This window comes from Klebsiella terrigena (assembly GCF_012029655.1).
Taxonomy (GTDB): domain Bacteria; phylum Pseudomonadota; class Gammaproteobacteria; order Enterobacterales; family Enterobacteriaceae; genus Klebsiella; species Klebsiella terrigena.
Genome location: NZ_CP050508.1, coordinates 3,075,434 through 3,088,098, shown reverse-complemented (window position 1 = coordinate 3,088,098; position 12,665 = coordinate 3,075,434). Strand labels below are relative to the sequence as shown.

Here is a 12,665-nt window from a genome sequence, read left to right as displayed (position 1 = left end):
CGGTAATTGCGGCTAGCCTCAGTACAGGTCTTTAAAAGAGGAGTTTGCTATGGCTTTTAATTCGCAACGTCACCGTCGCTGGGTGCTGGCTTCTCGTCCACACGGCGAGCCGACCGGAGAAAACTTTCGTCTGGAAGAGGGCGATGTGCCGTCTCCGGGCCCGGGACAGGTGCTGCTTCGCACCGTGTTTCTCTCTTTAGATCCCTATATGCGCGGCCGCATGAGCGATGCGCCGTCCTACTCGCCGCCGGTCGCCATCGGCGCGGTGATGGTGGGCGGTACGGTGAGCCGGGTGGTGACGTCAAATCATGCTGACTTTACGCCCGGGGAGTGGGTGCTGGGCTACGGCGGCTGGCAGGATTATGAGCTGTCTGACGGCAGCGGGCTGGTGAAGCTGGGCGCGCAGCCGGAGCATCCGTCCTGGGCGCTCGGCCTGCTGGGCATGCCCGGTTTTACCGCCTATATGGGGCTGCTGGATATTGGACAGCCGAAGGCCGGCGAGACGCTGGTGGTCGCCGCCGCCACCGGGCCGGTGGGCGCAACGGTAGGGCAGATTGCTAAGCTTAAAGGCTGCCGCACCGTCGGAATTGCTGGCGGCAGCGAGAAGTGTCGCTATGCGGTCGAGACGCTGGGCTTTGACGTCTGCCTCGACCATCGGGCACCCGATTTTGCCGAACAGCTTGCGCAGGCCTGCCCGCAGGGTATTGACGTGTATTATGAAAACGTCGGCGGCAAGGTGTTCGATGCGGTGCTGCCGCTGCTCAATACCGCGGCGCGGGTGCCGGTGTGCGGCCTGGTCAGCGGCTACAACGCGACCTCGCTGCCCGACGGGCCGGACCGTCTGCCGCTGCTGATGGGCACGCTGCTGAAAAAACGGATTCGGATGCAGGGCTTTATCATCAGCCAGGATTACGGCCACCGTATCGCCGAGTTCCAGCAGGAGATGGGGCGCTGGGTGCAGGAAGGTAAAATCAAGTACCGCGAGCAGCAAATCGACGGGCTGGAGAGCGCCCCGCGCGCTTTGATCGGCCTGCTGAAGGGTGAGAACTTCGGTAAAGTCGTGGTCCGCGTTTCGCCGGACGAGTAACGCCTATGCCCCGGCGCCGCCGTGCGCCGGGGCGACGATCTGCAAGGCGCCAGAAATGGCGCGCTCTCCGGGGTTTTCCTTAACCCGTCTCTTTGTTCGTTCTCCTTTCAGAAAACCAATACTGGCCAGTTAGTTAAAGTTTTTAATCCAAAACAGAGTAGCGATAAGCTCAATATGTTCGGGAAGGAGTTCGCGCAGGTGTTGGGGGACGGGGGAAGTAACATACAGGGGAATAATGCGAAGAGGACTTATACTCTGGCTTGTGGTTCACATTTGAGGAATGTCCAGGAGGGATTGTCTGGATCCACGAGAACGGCTATGAAGACTGGACCTGATACACCGCTAGTCATAACGGCTCTGCGGAGCCGTTATCCTTGTATACTTTTCCCGTGTAAACGCTTTTTGTCGGTCACGATATTGAATTTAACGCTCTGATCGATCCAACGCGGGCAGACCAAAGTCAGGAGCATTGACGAACGACAGACAGGTCCAGAGCCTGATAAACTCGTCGCCTGATACGCTGCAAACTGCCGACGCTTCCGGTCGGCACGTCTTTATCCAGAAGGCAGTATCGCAACTCTTAACGTCTCGCTGAATCTAAATTCAGCCATAAAACGCCAGCCGCTCGGCTAACAGGTCTACAAAACCCTCCCTGTCGACATCCAGCAAGACCGTGGTATTCGGCTGATTACCGGTCAGGAAGTAATAATCGACCACCGTCATGCCCTGGGTATATTTCCCCTGGGTTTCCACGCCCACCCAGCGCTCAACGCAGGTGAACAGCTCCGGCTTCAGCAGCCAGGCGATGGTGCAGGGGTCGTGCAGCGGGGCGCCGGTGAATCCCCATTTAGCATCCTTGTGATACTCCATAAAGAAGTCGAGCAGCTCGGCAACAATGGTGGCTACCGGGTTGCCGACCTGGCGGAAACGTTCGATATCCATGTCATGAATCTGCGCCCGATGCGTGACATCCAGCCCGGCCATCACCACCGGAATACCCGACTGGAAGACAATCTCCGCCGCTTCCGGGTCGACGTAGATATTGAACTCGGCGGCGGGCTGCCAGTTTCCGAGCACCATCGCGCCGCCCATCATCACGATGCGTGCGATCTTATCGTGCAGTTCCGGGTGGCCGTTCAGCAGCAGGGCGACGTTGGTTTGCGGGCCGGTGGCGACAATCGTCACCGGCTGCGGGCTTTCGCGCAGCGTTTTGGCCATCAGCTCGACGGCGGTACAGTTCTGTGGGGCAAAATCAGGCTCCGGCAGCGCCGGGCCGTCGAGCCCGCTTTCGCCGTGAACGTTGTCAGCGATGATCAGCTCCCGCATCAGCGGCTTACGCGCGCCGCCGGCCACCGGAATATCCTGGCGTTGCAGCAGCGTCAGCATGCGCAGCACGTTACGCAGGGTTTTCTCCGGCGTCTGGTTACCGGCGGAGGAGGTGATGGCTTTGACGTCCAGTTCGGGTGAGGCGAGGGCGAGAACGATAGCGATGGCGTCATCATGACCCGGGTCGCAATCAAGGATGATTGGCAGTGCCATAGCGGCTCCTTTTTATGGGCGATATTTGTGATAAGGGTAACGCCCTGGAGCACAACAGACGAGGGAGGATAAAACAAAGCGTGATGCACGCCGCATTATGATGGTGGGGGAAGACGAATCTCCCGACTACAGGCTGGCGTATGTAGGCTTGCCGCCTGGTCCGTGCTTGCCGGGGCGAAGAGGGACGATGAGGTCGTAGCCGGAGCGGCGCGTTAACGCCGCCGCCCGGCGTGACTCCCCGGGCGGCGGCTGGGTATTACTCAAATCGCCAGGCGAGGTTCAGGCCAACGCCGTAGTTACGTCCCGGTGCCGGTTCGTAGTAGCGGCCGTTGGACTCGTTGACGATCACCGACCCGACGTAGCTGCGGTCAAACAGATTATCGATACGGCCGAAAACGTCCATATCCATGTTGCCGTAGCTCCACTTATAGCCGCTGGTGAGCCCAACGACGGTCCACGACGGCGCCTTAGCGGTGTTCTCATCGTTAGCCATAATGTCGCTCATATAGCGAATATCGCTGCCCGCGTACCAGCCGCGATCCGGCTGATAGCCAAACGAGGCGTAGCCCATATTGCGGGCGATCCCCGGGATGCGGTTGCCGTTGCAGCTGGCGTCATCGCAGACGTTGGTCCGGTAGGTAGCATCCAGCCAGGTCCAGGCGGCCTTCAGGCGCCAGTTCTCAGCGAACTGCTGATCCAGCCCCAGCTCCATTCCCTGACGGCGGGTTTTGCCGGCGTTTTTATAGCTGGTGCGACCGCCGCTGCTGGCGTCAACGACAATCTCGTTATCGGTATCGGTCTGGAATAAGGCGGCGGTGAACAGGCCGTTGCCGATCCGCGTTTTGCTGCCGATTTCGAACGTCTCGTTGGTTGAGGGCTGCAGGCCAAAGTTCAGGCCGCCCTGGTTGCCGGAGCGATAGGAGAGCTCGTTGATGGTCGGCGTTTCAAAGCCGCGACCGGCGGAAGCGTAGACGTTCCACGCATCGGTCAGCGCATACTTCAGTGAACCCGCCGGCAGCCATTTGTGGTAGCTGGCGTCGCCGCTGTCGTCGCCGTTCCCCGGGGCAATGTAATAATCGTTTGAATCGAACCACACCGAGCTGTAGCGCACCCCGGCATCGAGAGTCAGTTTCTCCGTCAGCTGCCACTGGGTCTGCAGATAAGGATCGATATTCCACATCAGGTTGCGTTCGTTGCGGCGCAGGTTGCCCTCTTCGCCGTACTGCGGCGCGCCGTTGGCCATCACGAAGTTTTCAAACCCTTTGCGGCGCTCGCTCATGGTTTCGTAATCAAGCCCGGTGGTGAAGGTCACCGGCACCAGCAGCTCGCCGCGGTGGGTCCAGCGGGTATCGATGCCCTGATAGTGGCGGGTGAGGTCAATCACGCCGCCCGCGTGGCTCGGGTTAAGCTGCGGCGCGCGTGGAATCGACTGATACTGCGTGGTTTCACGCTCGCCGGCGTACATCATCACGCTCAGGTCGTCGCGCTCGCTCAGCTGGCGCTCATAGCGCAAACCGGCCTGGGTCTGTTTGGTCGACTTGCGGGTGTTGTACTGATCGCCGCGCGGCGACTGGCGCGGGTTGCTTTGCCACTCGTCGTAGCTCAGGCCGCCGGCATCGTTGGCTTTGATATCCACGCTGTTGAACAGCAGCGTCAGCTTACTGACGTCGTTGATACGCACGCCGAGCTTCGCGTTGGCGAGATTTTTCCGCGCGCCGCTGTGATCGCGGTAGCCGTGAGTGGTGAAGCGGTTGGTCGACACGGTGTAATCGACGTCCCCGGCGTGGGTACCGTCGCCGACGGCGCCGGTGGCCTTCATGCCGTAGTGCCAGGTACCGAAGCTACCGTAATAGCTGCTGGCTTCGATGGTCGGCGGCTGGCTGCCGCTCTGGCTGGTGACGTTAATCACCCCGCCGGAGGAGTTGCCGTACAGCGCGGAGAAGGGCCCGCGCAGAACCTCCAGCGACTCTACGCTGCCGATATCGATATTGGAGGTTTGCCCCTGGCCGTCGGGCATGGTGGCCGGAATGCCGTCAACGTAGATCCGCAGCCCGCGCACGCCGTAGGTGGAGCGAGAGCCGAAGCCGCGAATCGAGAGCTGCAGGTCCTGAGCGTAGTTCTGCCGGTTTTGCACCTGCAGGCCGGGCACCGCGCCCAGCGACTCGGAAAGGTTGACTCGCGGCGCGGCGCGGCGCATTTCGTCGCCGTTGACCACGCTGACGGCGGCGGGGGTATCGAGTTCAGAGACCGTCGTTGGGGCCGCGGTGACGACCATCGTCTGCTCGCCTTCGGGGCTGGACTGAGCCATAGCGACCAGCGGCAAGAGGAGGGCGGGAAGCGCAACCGTGCGCACGGAAAGGATTTTCATGTAAACACTCGCAAAACGAACCAAACGGAACATATCTCCATATGTTAACTCTTTTGTAATTTTTTGAAAATTATTAACGGAAGTTTAGTTAAATAATGGCAACTATTGGCTATTTTTTTCGCCCGCGAGCGCAATTAACGCTCCACTTTGCGTTAAATAATGATTACTATTCGCATTTATAAAATAGCGTAAAGCCATGACTTTACGTCACGGAAGCACTGTCGAGCAGGCACATATTTGTTTTATCAAAGGGAGTCGTCATGTCATTACGTCATCTGTCCACGCCGCGTCTGCGCCGTTCACTGTTGTTAACTTCACTGCTGCTGGCGGGGAGCTTCAGCGCTCACGCGGCGGAAGAAATGCTGCGCAAGGCGGTTGGAAAGGGCGCATACGAGATGGCTTATAGCCAGCAGGAAAATGCGCTATGGGTCGCGACTTCGCAAAGTCGTTCGCTGGATAAAGGCGGGATCGTCTATCGCCTCGACCCGACGACGCTGGAGGTCACTCAGGTTATCCATAACGACCTCAAGCCGTTCGGGGCGACGATCAACAACGCGACCCAGACGCTGTGGTTTGGCAACACCACCGACAGCACCGTTACCGCAATTGATGCCAAAACCGGCGCCGTGAAAGGCCGTCTGGTGCTTGACTCCCGCAAGCGCAGCGAAACCGTGCGTCCGCTGGCGCCGCGCGAGCTGGCGGTGAATGAGAAGACCAACACCGTTTATATTACCGGGCTGGGTAAAGAGAGCGTTATCTGGGTGGTTGATGGCGACAAGCTGACCCTGAAAGAGACCATTACCAACACCGGCGCGATGGCGACCGGGCTGGCGGTTGATGCTGACGCGAAGCGCATTTACACCACCAATGCCGACGGCGAGCTGCTGACTATCGACAGCGACAGCAACAAAATTCTGAGCCGTAAAAAGCTGCAGGATGACGGTAAGGAGCACTTCTACCTGAACCTGAGCCTCGACACCGCGGGCCATCGCGCCTTTGTCACCGACGGCAAGCAGCCGGAAGTGCTGGTTGTCGATCTGCGCGACGGCAAGGTGCTGGAGAAAATCGCCGCGCCGGAGTCGCTGGCGGTGCTGTTCAACCCAACCCGCAATGAAGCCTACGTGACCCATCGTAAGGCCGGCGAAGTCAGCGTGATCGATGGTAAAACCTACAAGGTCGTGAAAACCATCAAAACGCCAACCTACCCTAACAGCCTCGCGCTCTCCGCCGACGGTAAAACGCTGTACGTCAGCGTGAAGCAGGAATCAACCCGTCAGAAAGAAGCCACTCAGCCGGATGACGTTATCCGCATCGCGCTGTAAAGATTTAGCGGAGGGGGAGACCCCTCCTGCTCGCCTGAATCACCCTCTGTTACAAACACCTGTTAGCCGTATTAACGTAATGGCTTTACAATCAGCGCTTTCCCGCCTGCTGCGGGAGAGTGGTAATCATTCTGGAGACGATATGAATAAGCCATTTATGGTTCTGTGCGCCGGCGCGATGCTGGCTTTACTGGCGGGCTGTACTTCGAACTATGTGATGACAACGAAAAGTGGGCAGACCATTGTGACCCACGGCAAGCCACAGCTGGATAAAGATACCGGCATGACCAGCTACACCGACGAATCGGGCAACCAGCGTCAAATTAACAGCAGCGACGTTTCGCAGCTGGTTAAAGATAACTAAGTCTGGATCGTTGTTGAAAAGTGCGGTTTGACCGGTTTCGGCCAAACCGCAATCGCGCTATTTTTGCGCCGTCTGCGCACCCGGTGCGGTGCTATGAACCGCCGCCACCCGGCGACGAACGCCAAACCAGCCGGCGACCAGCAGCACCGCAATCAGCGGAATTGAACCGATGGTGTAGGTGCCGTTCGGATAATCAAAGGCCATCAGCACCAGCACGCTGAGCAGGAACAGCAGGGTCAGCCAGGAAGTGAACGGCGCACCCGGCATTTTGAAGCTCACCTCCGCCGCCTTACCTTCCTCGATCGCTTTACGCAGCCGCATCTGGCAAACCACAATAAAGCCCCACGAGGCAATAATCCCCAGCGAAGCCACGTTGAGCACGATCTCAAAGACCTGCGACGGCACCAGATAGTTGAGGAATACGCCGATGACGTAGACCGCCAGCGTCGCCAGAATCCCGGCATAAGGCACCTGATGGCGGCTCATCTTCGACATAAACTGCGGCGCGGAGCCGCCCATCGACATCGAACGCAGAATGCGCCCGGTGCAGTACAGGCCCGAGTTGAGGCTGGAGAGCGCCGCGGTTAAGACCACGATATTCATCACGCTGCCAATGTAGGGCACGCCGAGCTTCGAGAAGAAGGTGACGAACGGGCTTTGCCCCGCCTGATAGGCATTCCACGGCAGCAGCAGCACCAGCAGCACCACGGAGCCGACGTAGAACAGGCCGATACGCCAGATCACGCTGTTGATCGCGCGCGGCACCATGGTCTGCGGCTCTTTGCACTCCCCGGCGGCGGTGCCGACCAGTTCGATGGAGGCAAAGGCGAACACCACCCCCTGCACCAGCACCAGCGCCGGCATCAGGCCGTGCGGGAACAGGCCGCCGTTATCGGTAATCAGGTGGAAGCCGGTGGCGTTGCCGTCCAGCGGTTTTCCGCTGCCGAGAAAAATGGTCCCGACCACGAGAAACGCAACAATCGCCAGCACTTTGACCAGCGCAAACCAGAACTCCATTTCGGCAAACCACTTCACGCCGATCATATTCATGGTGCCGACGATTGCCAGCGCGCCGAGGGCGAAGACCCACTGCGGAACGTCGCCGAACGCGCCCCAGTAGTGCATATAGAGCGCCACGGCGGTGATGTCGACAATGCCGGTCATCGCCCAGTTGACAAAGTACATCCAGCCGGCAACGTAGGCCGCTTTTTCACCGAGGAATTCGCGGGCGTAGGAGACGAAGCTGCCGCTGGAGGGCCGGTGCAGCACCAGTTCGCCCAGCGCGCGGAGGATAAAGAAGGAGAACAGGCCGCAGACCAGATACACCAGGGCCAGCGCGGGCCCCGCCATCTGCAGGCGCGCGCCGGCGCCGAGGAACAGACCGGTGCCGATTGCGCCGCCGATGGCGATCATCTGCACCTGGCGGTTGCCCATTGCCTTGTGGTAACCCGATTCCTGCGAGTTGAGCCAGTGACGTTTTGCGGCCTGATGCTCGGCCGCGGCGTTGTGTTTTGTATTCATTGATGTACCCATTTTCCTGTCAATGTCCATGAGTGGTCCTCGCACCGCCGACTGGCAGCACGTTATGCTGGCTTTCTCATCATTCTGGCGTAGGAGATAAGCAGAGCATGGCGCAGCATCCTACACGCAACGTGATAGTGACGCACGTAAAACATTTCTGCACCGCACTTGCTTATATATCAATGGGTTCAGCGCCGTAGAGCGTCCACAAGCAGGGAAAAGGCGGCGGTGTGCTGGCGGCGGCTGGGGTAATAAAGATGGTAGCCGGTGAAGGAGGGCGTCCAGGCTTCGAGGAGCCGCACCAGCCGGCCGTCGGCGAGAGCTTCGGCAACGGAATCCTCCGGGACATAGGCCAGCCCGAGGCCCGCGGCGGCGGCATCTATGCGCTGCGGTAGGCTGTTTAGCGTGATTTGTCCGTCAACGCGAACGCGCACTTCGCGCCCCTCGTGCGCAAACTCCCAGGCATAAATACCGCCGAGGGTCGGTAAGCGCATATTAATGCAGCGGTGGCGGTCGAGCTCATAGGGCGTTTGCGGCGTGCCGTAGCGCCCAAGGTAGTCCGCCGAGCCGACGACGGCCATGCGCATATCGGGGGCGATACGCACCGCAATCATATCCTTCGCCACCTGTTCGCCGAGGCGGATCCCGGCGTCAAAGCGCCCATCGACGATATCGGTCAGGCCGTTATCAACGGTAATTTCGATATGAATGTCAGGATACTGCAGCATAAAGGGTTTCAACGTCGGCCAGAGCACCGCGCTGGCGGCGTGCTCGCCGGCGGTAAGGCGGATATTGCCGGCCGGATGCTCACGGGTATCGCGCAGGGCGCTGAGCTCCTGCTCAATTTCCTGCAGATGCGGACCGAGGCGCTGAAACAGCCTTTCGCCGGCCTCGGTTGGCGCGACGCTGCGGGTGGTGCGGGTCAGCAGGCGCACGTCGAGCCGGGCCTCCAGGTTGCGCATGGCGTGGCTCAACGCCGACTGGGAAACGCCGAGCTGGGCGGCGGCGCGGGTAAAGCTGCGCTCGCGGGCCACCGCCATAAATGACAGCAGGTCGTTAATATTGTCTTTAAGCATCGTTTTCCGGATTAATGAATTTGGCTCATGGTTCCTTTCTTATTTTGCAGTCTAATCGCGGCCCGGCGCTTGCGCTATCTTTAGTGCAACACCTAAGAGGAGAGCATCATGAATATTAGCCACAGCGGCTCACAGCCATCACGAAAAGGTCCTGCAGACTGGTTTACCGGCGACGTGCGTATCGACGCGCCTTTTCAGGCCACCGAGCCGGCGAAAGTGGGCGGCGCGACGGTCACCTTCGAACCCGGCGCGCGTACCGCCTGGCATACGCATCCGCTGGGCCAGACGCTGATTGTGGTCCAGGGACGCGGCTGGCTGCAGGAGTGGGACAAAGAGCCGCAGGCGCTGAACCCGGGCGATATCGCGTGGATCCCGCCGGGCGTGAAGCACTGGCACGGCGCCAGCAGCACCACCGCCATGGTGCATATTGCCATCGCCGAAGCGGAGAACGGCAGCCCGGTGACCTGGCAGGAGCACGTCAGCGACGAGCAGTACCAGGGCTGCTAAACGCGACCGTAGCCGGGTAGCGCAGGCGCTGAGCCGGAATTTTCATCCCCGACGCGCCGTTTGTGGGTTAATATTCTTACCCCAAAGGACGGCTGAGAGCGCAGGATGAAAATCAACGTAGTAGGGACCAGCGGCGTCGGAAAATCGACTCTCGCCCAGCGGATTGCCCGGCAGCTGGCGCTTCCCTGTATCGAAATGGATCGGCTCTACTGGCTTCCGCAGTGGCAGGGCACGCCGGACGAAGCGTTCTTCGCCAAATTAGCCGCCGCTACCGCCGCGCCGGGCTGGGTGCTGGACGGCAACTATAACCGCAGCCGTCAGATCAAATGGCGCGATGTCGATCTGGTGGTCTGGCTCGACTACGGATTCTGCCGCACGCTGCGGCAGGCGGTGTGTCGCGCCGCCGCCCGCGCCAGCCGCCATCAGGAGCTGTGGCCCGGTACCGGCAACTGCGAAAGCTTCCGTCGCTCCTTTTTTAGCCGCGAATCCATTATCTGGTGGACCATCAAAACCTGGCGTCACAATCGCCAGCGCTACCTTGCCGATACGGCCGACCCGGCCTGGCAGCATATCCGCTTTGTGCGCCTGCGTAACCGGCGTCAGACGGAGGATTTTCTCCGCCAGTTGACAGCGCAGCCTGCTCAGCATTAAGCCCGTATATCTATTTTCCGGCAGAGCACATGTAAATAAATTGTTTCTCAGCCGCCTCCCCAGATTCTAATAATGCAGACACGTTAGTTAATACGAGTCTGCGAAATGTCTTATCGAATCAGTATTCTGGATAAAAGTCCGCTTGCGGCTGGGGAAACGGCCGCTCAGGCGCTGACCCGAACTTTAACCCTTGCGCAACAGGCTGAGGCCTGGGGATATCATCGCTTCTGGATAGCCGAACACCATAATACCGATCAATTAGCCAGCCCGTCGCCGGAGCTGGCGATCGCCTGGATCCTCGGCCAGACCCGGCAGATTCGCGTCGGGTCCGGCGGGGTGATGCTCCAGCACTACAGTCCCTATAAAGTCGCGGAAAACTTCAACCTGCTGGCCTCTATTGCGCCGGGCCGGGTGGATCTTGGCGTCGGCAAAGCGCCCGGCGGCCTGCCGCTCTCCACCCGCGCGCTGCAGCAGGGGCTGAATCAGAAAGATAAGGGCACCTTTGCCGACCAACTGGCCCAGCTTGATAACTGGCTGTCGCTGACCGAGGCTGAAGGCGAAGAGAGCGTGCGGGCAACGCCGATCCCGCCCCGGCGCGCGGACGGCTTCCTGCTCGGCGCCAGCCTTGAGAGCGCTCGTCTCGCCGCCCAGCTTGACTGGAACTTTGTCTTTGCCGCCCACCTTAACGGCGACAAAGCGCTGCTTCGCGAGGTGCTGACCCGCTGGCGCACGCTGAGCCGCCGGGATGCCATTATCGCCGTGCAGGCGATCGTCGCCGAGGATCGTGCGGCGGCGCGGGATCTCGCGCAGCAGGTTGAGGTCTGGGGCGTGGAGCTGGAAAACGGCCAGCACGTGACCGTTGGCAGCGAGGCTCAGGGGATCGCCTTTGCCCGCCAGGCGGGGAGCGCCCCGACGCGCATCGCCCGCCGCGAATCCTCCCTGCTGGCCGGGACCGCCGAGGAGGTCAAAGCGCAGCTGGACGAGCTGCACGCGGAGTGGGGAATTGACGAATTCATCATCGATACGCCGGTCGCCGAAGGTGAGGCGCGGCTCAACTCGCTGCGCCTGCTGGCCCAGGCCCATCAGGGTGCGGAGGTGCTGCCATGAGCTTTGCTGAACAGCTGATCCGCTGGCGGCGCGAGCTGCACCAGTACCCGGAGCTCTCCCTGCAGGAGGTGGCTACCACCGCGCGCATCCGCGACTGGCTGCAAAGCGGCGGCCTGCGCCTGCTGCCCTACGAGCTGAAAACCGGCCTGGTGGTTGAGGTGGGCAGCGGCGAAAAGCTCATTGCCCTGCGGGCGGATATTGACGCGCTGCCGATCGAAGAAGCGACCGGCCTCGCGTATCGCTCGCAAAACGAAGGCGTGATGCACGCCTGCGGCCACGACATTCACACCAGCGTGATGCTGGGGGCCGCGCTGCTGCTCAAAGAGCGCGAAGCGCAGCTGCCGGGCCGGGTGCGGATCCTGTTCCAGCCGGCGGAAGAGAATTTTGGCGGCGCCAAAACCCTGATCCGCGCCGGCGCTCTGGAAGGGGTGGCGGCTATTTTCGGGATGCACAATGAGCCGGGGCTGCCGGTTGGGGAGTTTGCCACCCGCGGCGGCGCCTTTTATGCCAACGTCGATCGCTTCGTCTTTAAGGTTACCGGCAAAGGCGCTCACGCCGCGCGCCCGCACGAGGGCAAAGACGCCATCCTGCTTGCCAGCCAGCTGGTCACTCTGCTACAGAGCGTTGCCAGCCGGGAGGTTAATACCCTCGATTCGGTGGTGCTGAGCGTGACGCGGATCCAGGGCGGCAACACCTGGAACGTCCTGCCGGAGAGCGTGGAGCTGGAAGGGACGCTGCGTACCCACAGCAGCGAAGTGCAGCAGCGGGTGAAGGCGCGGGTAAGTGAAATCGCCGCCGGTTTTGCCAGCGCCTTCGGCGCGCAGATCGACGTTTTCTGGTACTCCGGGCCAACGGCGTTGGTGAACGATGAGCGCTGGGCAGCGTTTGCCAGCGAGGTTGCCGACGAGGTCGGCTACCGCACCCATCACGCGGACCTGCATATGGGTGGGGAAGATTTTGCCGTCTACCTGCAGCATATTCCCGGCGCCTTTGTCAGCATCGGCAGCGCCAGCGAATTCGGTCTCCACCATCCCGGATTTAATCCGGATGAGAATTTAATCGCCCCGGCGGCGCGCTATTTTGCGACCCTGGCGGAACGGGCTTTACAGCAAATTTAAATTTT

At 60.6% G+C, this 12,665-nt stretch carries 11 protein-coding genes and 1 pseudogene; 8 read left to right on the top strand and 4 right to left on the bottom strand.

Annotation, left to right across the window (positions count from 1 at the left end):
* The first annotated feature begins 49 nt into the window (after window positions 1-49).
* Window positions 50-1,087, top strand: coding sequence for an NADP-dependent oxidoreductase (locus HCK03_RS14535; protein ID WP_123551423.1), 1,038 nt, complete (start codon window positions 50-52; stop codon window positions 1,085-1,087).
* Window positions 1,088-1,332: 245 nt separating this feature from the next.
* A pseudogene (locus HCK03_RS14530) lies at window positions 1,333-1,422 on the top strand (DUF596 domain-containing protein); the annotation flags it as partial.
* A 268-nt stretch (window positions 1,423-1,690) separates the two neighbouring features.
* On the opposite strand, the gene rihA reads toward HCK03_RS14530, so the two are convergent.
* A complete protein-coding gene (rihA, locus tag HCK03_RS14525) occupies window positions 1,691-2,626 on the bottom strand; it encodes a pyrimidine-specific ribonucleoside hydrolase RihA (protein ID WP_143967205.1) in 936 nt (311 codons plus the stop codon).
* A 256-nt stretch (window positions 2,627-2,882) separates the two neighbouring features.
* On the bottom strand, window positions 2,883-4,994 hold the full coding sequence (gene pqqU / locus HCK03_RS14520; RefSeq protein WP_167691800.1) for a TonB-dependent receptor PqqU: 2,112 nt from the start codon (window positions 4,992-4,994) through the stop codon (window positions 2,883-2,885).
* A gap of 260 nt (window positions 4,995-5,254) precedes the next feature.
* Between pqqU and yncE the strand changes: the two genes are divergently transcribed.
* Window positions 5,255-6,316, top strand: coding sequence for a 7-bladed beta-propeller protein YncE (gene yncE / locus HCK03_RS14515; RefSeq protein ID WP_076947241.1), 1,062 nt, complete (start codon window positions 5,255-5,257; stop codon window positions 6,314-6,316).
* A 142-nt stretch (window positions 6,317-6,458) separates the two neighbouring features.
* On the top strand, window positions 6,459-6,680 hold the full coding sequence (locus HCK03_RS14510) for a YgdI/YgdR family lipoprotein (protein ID WP_041145366.1): 222 nt from the start codon (window positions 6,459-6,461) through the stop codon (window positions 6,678-6,680).
* A 57-nt stretch (window positions 6,681-6,737) separates the two neighbouring features.
* Here HCK03_RS14510 and ansP read toward each other — a convergent pair whose 3' ends face one another.
* Window positions 6,738-8,201: an L-asparagine permease gene (gene ansP / locus HCK03_RS14505; RefSeq protein ID WP_041145367.1), complete on the bottom strand. Its 1,464-nt coding sequence runs from the start codon at window positions 8,199-8,201 to the stop codon at window positions 6,738-6,740.
* 188 nt (window positions 8,202-8,389) lie between these two features.
* Window positions 8,390-9,277: a LysR family transcriptional regulator gene (locus HCK03_RS14500; protein WP_167691799.1), complete on the bottom strand. Its 888-nt coding sequence runs from the start codon at window positions 9,275-9,277 to the stop codon at window positions 8,390-8,392.
* 108 nt (window positions 9,278-9,385) lie between these two features.
* Between HCK03_RS14500 and HCK03_RS14495 the strand changes: the two genes are divergently transcribed.
* The 4 genes from HCK03_RS14495 to HCK03_RS14480 all read left to right on the top strand — a co-directional run bounded on the left by HCK03_RS14495 (window position 9,386) and on the right by HCK03_RS14480 (window position 12,660).
* The gene (locus tag HCK03_RS14495; protein ID WP_115192862.1) at window positions 9,386-9,784 is read left to right on the top strand and encodes a (R)-mandelonitrile lyase; all 399 of its coding nucleotides are present in this window, start codon (window positions 9,386-9,388) and stop codon (window positions 9,782-9,784) included.
* 105 nt (window positions 9,785-9,889) lie between these two features.
* On the top strand, window positions 9,890-10,435 hold the full coding sequence (locus HCK03_RS14490) for a P-loop NTPase family protein (RefSeq protein ID WP_167691798.1): 546 nt from the start codon (window positions 9,890-9,892) through the stop codon (window positions 10,433-10,435).
* Window positions 10,436-10,540: 105 nt separating this feature from the next.
* Window positions 10,541-11,542 (top strand): LLM class flavin-dependent oxidoreductase, encoded by a 1,002-nt coding sequence (locus HCK03_RS14485; RefSeq protein WP_167691797.1) that lies wholly within the window; start codon window positions 10,541-10,543, stop codon window positions 11,540-11,542.
* Window positions 11,539-12,660: a M20 peptidase aminoacylase family protein gene (locus HCK03_RS14480; RefSeq protein WP_123551427.1), complete on the top strand. Its 1,122-nt coding sequence runs from the start codon at window positions 11,539-11,541 to the stop codon at window positions 12,658-12,660. Before HCK03_RS14485 ends, HCK03_RS14480 begins: the two co-directional genes overlap by 4 nt.
* Window positions 12,661-12,665 lie beyond the last annotated feature (5 nt).

Bases quoted from the DNA above. Each gene is read 5' to 3' on its own strand.
- HCK03_RS14535 (WP_123551423.1), top strand. From the start codon at position 50: ATGGCTTTTAATTCGCAACGTCACCGTCGCTGGGTGCTGGCTTCTCGT.
- rihA (WP_143967205.1), bottom strand. From the start codon at position 2,626: ATGGCACTGCCAATCATCCTTGATTGCGACCCGGGTCATGATGACGCC.
- pqqU (WP_167691800.1), bottom strand. From the start codon at position 4,994: ATGAAAATCCTTTCCGTGCGCACGGTTGCGCTTCCCGCCCTCCTCTTG.
- yncE (WP_076947241.1), top strand. From the start codon at position 5,255: ATGTCATTACGTCATCTGTCCACGCCGCGTCTGCGCCGTTCACTGTTG.
- HCK03_RS14510 (WP_041145366.1), top strand. From the start codon at position 6,459: ATGAATAAGCCATTTATGGTTCTGTGCGCCGGCGCGATGCTGGCTTTA.
- ansP (WP_041145367.1), bottom strand. From the start codon at position 8,201: ATGAATACAAAACACAACGCCGCGGCCGAGCATCAGGCCGCAAAACGT.
- HCK03_RS14500 (WP_167691799.1), bottom strand. From the start codon at position 9,277: ATGCTTAAAGACAATATTAACGACCTGCTGTCATTTATGGCGGTGGCC.
- HCK03_RS14495 (WP_115192862.1), top strand. From the start codon at position 9,386: ATGAATATTAGCCACAGCGGCTCACAGCCATCACGAAAAGGTCCTGCA.
- HCK03_RS14490 (WP_167691798.1), top strand. From the start codon at position 9,890: ATGAAAATCAACGTAGTAGGGACCAGCGGCGTCGGAAAATCGACTCTC.
- HCK03_RS14485 (WP_167691797.1), top strand. From the start codon at position 10,541: ATGTCTTATCGAATCAGTATTCTGGATAAAAGTCCGCTTGCGGCTGGG.
- HCK03_RS14480 (WP_123551427.1), top strand. From the start codon at position 11,539: ATGAGCTTTGCTGAACAGCTGATCCGCTGGCGGCGCGAGCTGCACCAG.